This is a genomic window from Deltaproteobacteria bacterium (assembly GCA_028818775.1).
Taxonomy (GTDB): domain Bacteria; phylum Desulfobacterota; class Binatia; order UBA9968; family JAJDTQ01; genus JAJDTQ01.
Map to the genome: position 1 here is coordinate 41,926 of JAPPNE010000072.1, position 6,384 is coordinate 48,309.

General features: G+C 68.7%; 6 protein-coding genes. All 6 read left to right on the forward strand.

All coding sequences use genetic code 11. The features are described 5' to 3' along the window. Positions 1–11: 11 nt before the first annotated feature. On the forward strand, positions 12–890 hold the full coding sequence (locus OXU42_09100) for a xanthine dehydrogenase family protein subunit M (protein MDE0029539.1): 879 nt from the start codon (positions 12–14) through the stop codon (positions 888–890). Between the two features lie 132 nt (positions 891–1,022). Next, complete coding sequence (locus tag OXU42_09105; GenBank protein ID MDE0029540.1) at positions 1,023–1,520, forward strand: (2Fe-2S)-binding protein; 498 nt, start codon at positions 1,023–1,025, stop codon at positions 1,518–1,520. A 30-nt stretch (positions 1,521–1,550) separates the two neighbouring features. Continuing rightward, on the forward strand, positions 1,551–3,959 hold the full coding sequence (locus OXU42_09110) for a xanthine dehydrogenase family protein molybdopterin-binding subunit (GenBank protein ID MDE0029541.1): 2,409 nt from the start codon (positions 1,551–1,553) through the stop codon (positions 3,957–3,959). Beyond that, positions 3,956–4,819, forward strand: a complete 864-nt coding sequence (locus OXU42_09115; protein MDE0029542.1) for a hypothetical protein — start codon at positions 3,956–3,958, stop codon at positions 4,817–4,819. Before OXU42_09110 ends, OXU42_09115 begins: the two co-directional genes overlap by 4 nt. 19 nt (positions 4,820–4,838) lie before the next feature. Then, entirely contained in the window at positions 4,839–5,621 is a 783-nt protein-coding gene (locus OXU42_09120) for an enoyl-CoA hydratase-related protein (GenBank protein ID MDE0029543.1), read from the forward strand. Further along, positions 5,622–6,384 (forward strand): UbiD family decarboxylase (locus OXU42_09125; protein ID MDE0029544.1); only part of this gene is annotated, 763 nt, incomplete at its 3' end. It abuts the gene before it with no gap.

Sequence of the window (6,384 nt, forward strand, 5' to 3'; positions counted from 1 at the left end):
ACCGCCGTCCGATGATCCCTCCGCCCTTCGAGTACCGGGCGCCCGATTCACTTGCCGAAGCCCTCGCGCTGCTGCGCGAGCACGGCGACGAGGCGCGGCTCATGGCCGGGGGGCAGTCGCTCCTGCCGATGCTCAAGCTGCGGCTGGTGCGTCCGGCGGTCATCGTCGACATCGGCGGCCTCCGGGAATTGACCGGCGTGGCCGAAGACGCGGACGCCGTGCACATCGGCGCCCTGGTCACGGAGCGTATCCTCGAACGCACCTTCCGGCAGAGCCTGCCGCTCATTGCCGAGGCCGCCGCCGGCATCGGGGACATCCACATCCGCAACCTGGGCACCCTGGGCGGCGCCCTGAGCCAAGCCGACCCCTCGGGTGACCTGGCCCCGGCGGCGCTTGCGCTGGAGGCGAACCTCACGGCCCAATCGACCCGCGGAAGCCGCGCCATCGCCGCCCGCGATTTCTTCACCGGACCGTTCGAGACCTGTCTGGCCGAGGACGAGATCGTAACGTCCGTGGACGTGCCGCGGCCCGAGGGTGTCTACGGCCACGCCTATGTCAAGATGGCGCGCCGCGCCGGCGACTACGCGGTGGTGGGAGCGGCGGCGCTCGTGAGCCTGGCACCGGACGGTACATGCCAGGACGCCCGCATCGCCCTGTGCGCCGTCGGCCCCACGGCTTTCATCTGCGAGAATGCGGGAAGATCGCTGCAAGGCACGCGCCTCACCGACGCCGATCTCACGGAAGCCGCCGCACTAGCCGGCAAGGCCGCCGACCCGGTCAGCGACGTCCACGCATCCGCGGAGTACCGCAAGGAGATGACCCCGGTGGTCGTCGCCCGCGCCCTGACCCAAGGGCGGGAAAGAGCTCGGGTGCCGCACCAACGCCCCTAAACGTCATTCCCGCGGAAGCGGGAATCCAGGGGTTGGGCGGGGCAAACGGGCGTGTCCCCCGCCTCACCCCGCCTGGATTCCCGCTTCCGCGGGAATGACGAATTCGGGGCATGGCGCCATTCACAACGGACTATGCAACGCATCACCGTCACCACCACGATCAATGGCACTGACTACTCCTTCGAGGTGGAGCCGCGCCTGCTGCTGGTGGACCTGATCCGCGACAAGGCCGGGCTCAAGGGCACTCACGTGGGGTGTGACACCGGCAACTGCGGCGCCTGCACGGTTCTCATGAACGGGCTCACCGTGAAGTCGTGCCAGGTGCTGGCGCCCCGCGCGCGCGGGGCGGAGATCCGCACCGTGGAAGGCCTGGCCCGGGACGGGGCGCTTCATCCGGCCCAGGAAGCGTTCTGGGAATGCGACGCGCTGGAGTGCGGCTTCTGCACGCCGGGCATGCTGATGACCACGGTGGCGTTCCTGGAAGAGAATCCGCACCCGTCCGACGAAGACATCCGCCGGGCCTACTCCGGCAACCTGTGCCGCTGCACCGGGTACCTCAACATTATCAAGGCGGTGAAGCGGGCGGCCCTTCGACTTCGCTCCGCTGGCGCGCCGCTACGCTCAGGGTGAACGGAGAGGATACACTAGAGCCGGACGATCATGGCGAACTACGTCGGCAAGAGCATCAAGCGCAAGGAGTCCTTCGACTCGATCCAGGGGAAGAATACGTACATCGCCGACGTCGACCTCCCCGGGATGCTCCACGCCTGCATCCACCGGAGCCCCTACGCGCACGCGCGCGTGACCCGGGTGGACCTCTCGGACGCGCTCGCGCAGCCGGGCGTGGTGGCGGCCTTGAGCGGCGCGGACATCCGGCGGCTGTCGCGCCCCATGGCGCCCTTTCCGTTCACCCGCACGCGGCCCTACACCAGCGACTACCCGCGGGTGCGCTTCGCGGACCACTACTGTCTGGCGGTGGACCGGGTACGGCACGCGGGCGAGGCCGTGGCGGTGGTGGTGGCGGTGGACCGCTACGCCGCCGCGGACGCGGCCGAGGCGGTGCGCGTGGAATACGAGCCGCTGCCGCCGGTGGTGGACGTGGAGGCCGCGCTGGAACGGGGGTCCGTCCGGCTCTACGAGGAGTGGGGGGACAACATCCAGTACGAGTTCCGCTTCAGCGAGGGGCCGGTGGACGATCTGCTCGAATCGTCCGCGGTGGTGGTCCGCGAGCGCATCGTGCAGCACCGCTATACCGGGACGCCGCTGGAGACGCGCGGCGTCATCGCCAGCGTGGACCAGCGGGACAACCTGCTGACGCTGTGGTCCTCGACCCAGGTGCCGCACGCGCTCCCGAACCTCGTGCTCGACACCCTGGGCCGCGGCGACCTCAAGATCCGCGTGATCTCGCCCGCCATGGGCGGGGGCTTCGGCATCAAGTGGGCCTTCTACCCCGAGGAAGTGCTGATGCCGCTCCTGTCCCTCCGGCTCGACCGCCCGGTGGGCTGGCGCGAGAGCCGGAGCGAGCACATGGCGGCGTCGCACCACTCCCGCGCCCAGGTGGACTACGCGGAGGCGGGGTTCGACGAGTCCGGGCGCATCACCGCCCTCAAGACCAAGGTCATCGTCGACTTGGGCGCCGCTTATCCCAGCGGCGGCACCTCCCTGGCCTTCGTCACCGCCAACTTCATTCCCGGGCCCTACCGCGTCGAGAACTACGCCACTACTTCCTTCGGGGTGGTCACCAACAAGACCGCCGCCGGCCCTCACCGGGCCAACGGCAAGGCCGAGTCCAACTTCATCATGGAGCGGGTGATGGACCGGGCCGCCCTGGAGCTGGGTCTCGGCAAGGACGAGATCCGCCGCCGCAACCTCATCCAGCCCCACGAATTTCCCTACACCTGCGTCACCGGCTCCACCTACGACAGCGGCGACTACCCCGCGTGCCTGCGCAAGGCGCTGGCGGAGGCGGACTACGCCGGCCTGCTGGCGGAGCGCGACCGGCTGCGCCGGGAAGGGCGCTACCGGGGCGTCGGCCTGGCCTTCATGCTCGAACCCCTCAGTTCGCTCCGGCCCAATGCCTACAACGCCGGCTACGAAACCGTGACGGTGCGACTGGATCCCGTGGGCAAGGCCTGGGTGTTCTCGGGCGACATGAACATGAGCGCGAGCCACAAGACCACGCTCTCGCAGGTGGTGGCGGACGGGCTGGGCGTGCGCTTCGAGGACGTTCAGGTGTTCGAGGGCGACAGCGCCCTGGTGTCGTCTTCCAGCGGGTCCTACGCCAGCCGGTTCTCGACGGTGACGATTTCCGCCGCCATGAAGGCGTGCGAGGCGGTGCGGCGGAAGATGCTGGCCATCGCCGCCCACACGCTGCGTTGCCATCCCGAGGCACTCGAGTGCGCCGGCGGCATGATCCTGGACCGGACGAGGCCGGGGGTGGCGCTCACGGTCAAGGAAGTGGCCAATATGGCCTACTACTCCATCAACCAGCTCCCCGGGAACATGGACCCGGGGCTCCACGACACCCACTACTTCATCAACCCCAACACCAGCTTCGAGCCCGACGCCAAGGGTCGCACGTCCAACTTCTCGACGTTCCCCTATGCGATGCACGTGGCCTACGTGGAGGTGGACGCGGGCACCGGCGAAACCACGATCCTCAAGTATCTGACCGTGGACGACTCCGGCAACATGGTGAACCCCATGATCGTCGACACCCAGATCACCGGCGCCATCTCCCACGGCGTCGGGGGCGCGTTTCTCGAAGAGCTGGTGTATGACGAGCAGGGACAGCTCCTTTCGGGCACCTTCGCCGACTACCTGATTCCGTCGGCCATGGAGATGCCGGACCTGGAGATCCATCACATGGTGACGCCCATGCCCTTCACGCCGGGCGGGTTCAAGGGCGTGGGGGAGATCGGCGCCATCGGCCCGCCGGTGGTGCTGGCCAGCGCCATCGAGGATGCGCTGGCGCCGCTGGGGGTCAAGATCATGAGTCTGCCGCTCAAGCCGGAGAACATCTGGCGGGCGATACACGAAAGACAAAACGCAACAGGAGAACGGAAATGAGCGACGCAGGGAACGGTTTCACGGAACGGGCGACCCGCGAGTTGGCGCGGGTGGCGGCGGTCTTCGCCGCGGGGGAGGCGGAGATCGCCGACACCTATTTCAACTGGGACCAGCGGGACCGCGACAAGGAGGTCCTCTGGCTCACCAAGCAGGCGGGCCGGGAGATCGAGAGCACCTTCACCGGGTTGAAGGAGATCGTCGAGAAGGTCGGCGGCGACCTGACGGCGTCGGACCGGTACTGGGTCGACCGGTGGGGCGGCGACGTCGACCGCAACTGGCTGGAGGAGAACCTCTGGCGCACCAAGCAGGAGCTCAACCACGGCAACCGATGCGTGGACATCATCGAATGGCTTACCGGCGAGCCCGTGGACATCAAGGAAGTGGTGCGCCGCTACAACCGCTGGACCCCCGATCCGTCGCTGCCCGACATGAAGGAATGGGTCCGGCTGGCGGAGGTGTTCAAGGAGCAGGAGGCCCGCCAGGAGCCCTGGGCGCGGCTCATCAACTCCCAGGGGCTGCTCGAAGGCGGCAGTTGCGGCCTGTTCTACGCCGCCTCCCAGTTGAGCGGCAGCGAGCTCAACGACCGCCTGTCCGAGGCCTTCACCGTGGTGCTGGACGACGAGCGCGGCCACGGGCCGGCCAACATCTACCAGATCGCCGACGCCTTCACCCAGCAGGAGGCGGTGGACGGCGCCCGGGGACTGATGGTGGAGCGCGGCATCCAGCGCCTGCGCATGCGCAACGAGCAGTTCAGCTATCCCATCGACGAAGCGCGCATCCAGGACATCGCCGCCGGCAACATCGGCCTCGACGTGACCAAGGCGATCTGGGGCGAGACCCTGGCGAAGTTCATCGACTGACGCCATTAGGGACGCTGGCGTGGCATCCCACATCGACCTTGAGAACAAGGACGGCATCGCCTTCATCACGCTGAACCGGCCCGAGCGGCTCAACGCCATGAACGAGGCCATGTGGGCGGAGCTGGGGCGGGTGTGGGACGCCTTCGCGGCGGACCCGGCGCTGCGGGTGGCGGTGGTGAGCGGCGCCGGGGAGCGGGCGTTCTCCACCGGAATGGACCTGAAGGAGCGGGCGGTGGCCGGGGACCCCCGGGCGCGGGAGTTCTGGACCTCCGCGCTGGCGCGTGACCCCGGCCGCCGGGAACCGGTGTGGAAACCCATGATCGCGGCGGTGCACGGCTACTGCCTGGCCGGGGGCTTCGAGATCGCCCTGTCCTGTGACATCCGCATCTGCAGCGAGGATGCCACCTTCGGCCTGCCGGAGATCAAGCGGGGGTTCTTCCCGGGCAGTTCGGGCACCGTGCGGCTGCCCCGCATCGTGCCGTTGGGCATGGCCCTGGAGATGCTCTACACCGGCGCGTCCATCTCCGCCGACGAGGCGTTCCGCTGCGGCTTGGTGAACCGGGTGGTGCCGCGGGACGAACTGTTGCCGGCGACCGAGAAGCTCGCCCGGTCCATAGCCGACGGCCCGCCACTGGCGCTGCAGGCGCTCAAGGAGGTGGTGCTCCGTAGCCTCGACCTGCCGCTTGCCGACGCCATCCGCTTCGAGGCTGGGTTCCGCGCCATGGTGGGCGGGACCGAGGATGCCCGTGAAGGCCCGCGCGCCTTCAGCGAAAAGCGCAAGCCGAGTTTCAAGGGCCGCTAGATGTACCAGGACCTCCGCGAATACCTCCACCTGCTCGACCGTCAGGGGCTGCTGATGCGGGTAGCCGCCCCGGTGGACAAGGACACGGAGCTGCATCCGCTGGTGCGCTGGCAGTTCCTGGGATTGCCGGACCACCAGCGCAAGGCCTTCCTGTTCGACAACGTGGTGGACGCCAAGGGGCGGCGCTACGAGACCCCGGTGGTGCTGGGGGCGCTGGCTTCCAACGAGGCCATCTATGCCCTGGGCATGGGCTCCGAGCCGGGCAGGAGCTTCGAGAAGTGGTCCGCGGCGGTGGCCGCGCCGCTGGCGCCGGAACTGGTGGAGACCGGCCCGGTGAAGGAGGAGATCCACGTCGGCGACGGTCTCCTGGAGCACGGCGGCCTGGACGAGTTCCCGGTGCCCATCTCGACGCCGGGCTTCGACAACGGGCCCTACTTCACGGCGTGCCACTGGATCACCAAGGACCCGGAGACCGGCATCCGCAACGTCGGCAACTACCGCGGCCAGATCAAGTCCCCCACCAAGACGGGCGTCTACCTGATCAGCGCGCAGCAGGACTTGGCCGTCCACTGGAACAAGGCCAGCGCCCTGGGACAACCGCTGCCCGCGGCCGGGGTCATCGGCGCGGTGCCGTGCCTTTCCTACGTGGCGGTGCAGAAGATCGCCTACGGGGTGGACGAGCTGGGGGTGGCCGGCGCCATCCTGGGGCGCCCCATGCCGCTGGTCAAGTGCGAGACCGTGGACCTGGAGGTGCCGGCCAACG

Coding starts and splice junctions, on each gene's coding strand:
- OXU42_09100 (MDE0029539.1), top strand. CDS start 12: ATGATCCCTCCGCCCTTCGAGTACCGGGCGCCCGATTCACTTGCCGAA.
- OXU42_09105 (MDE0029540.1), top strand. CDS start 1,023: ATGCAACGCATCACCGTCACCACCACGATCAATGGCACTGACTACTCC.
- OXU42_09110 (MDE0029541.1), top strand. CDS start 1,551: ATGGCGAACTACGTCGGCAAGAGCATCAAGCGCAAGGAGTCCTTCGAC.
- OXU42_09115 (MDE0029542.1), top strand. CDS start 3,956: ATGAGCGACGCAGGGAACGGTTTCACGGAACGGGCGACCCGCGAGTTG.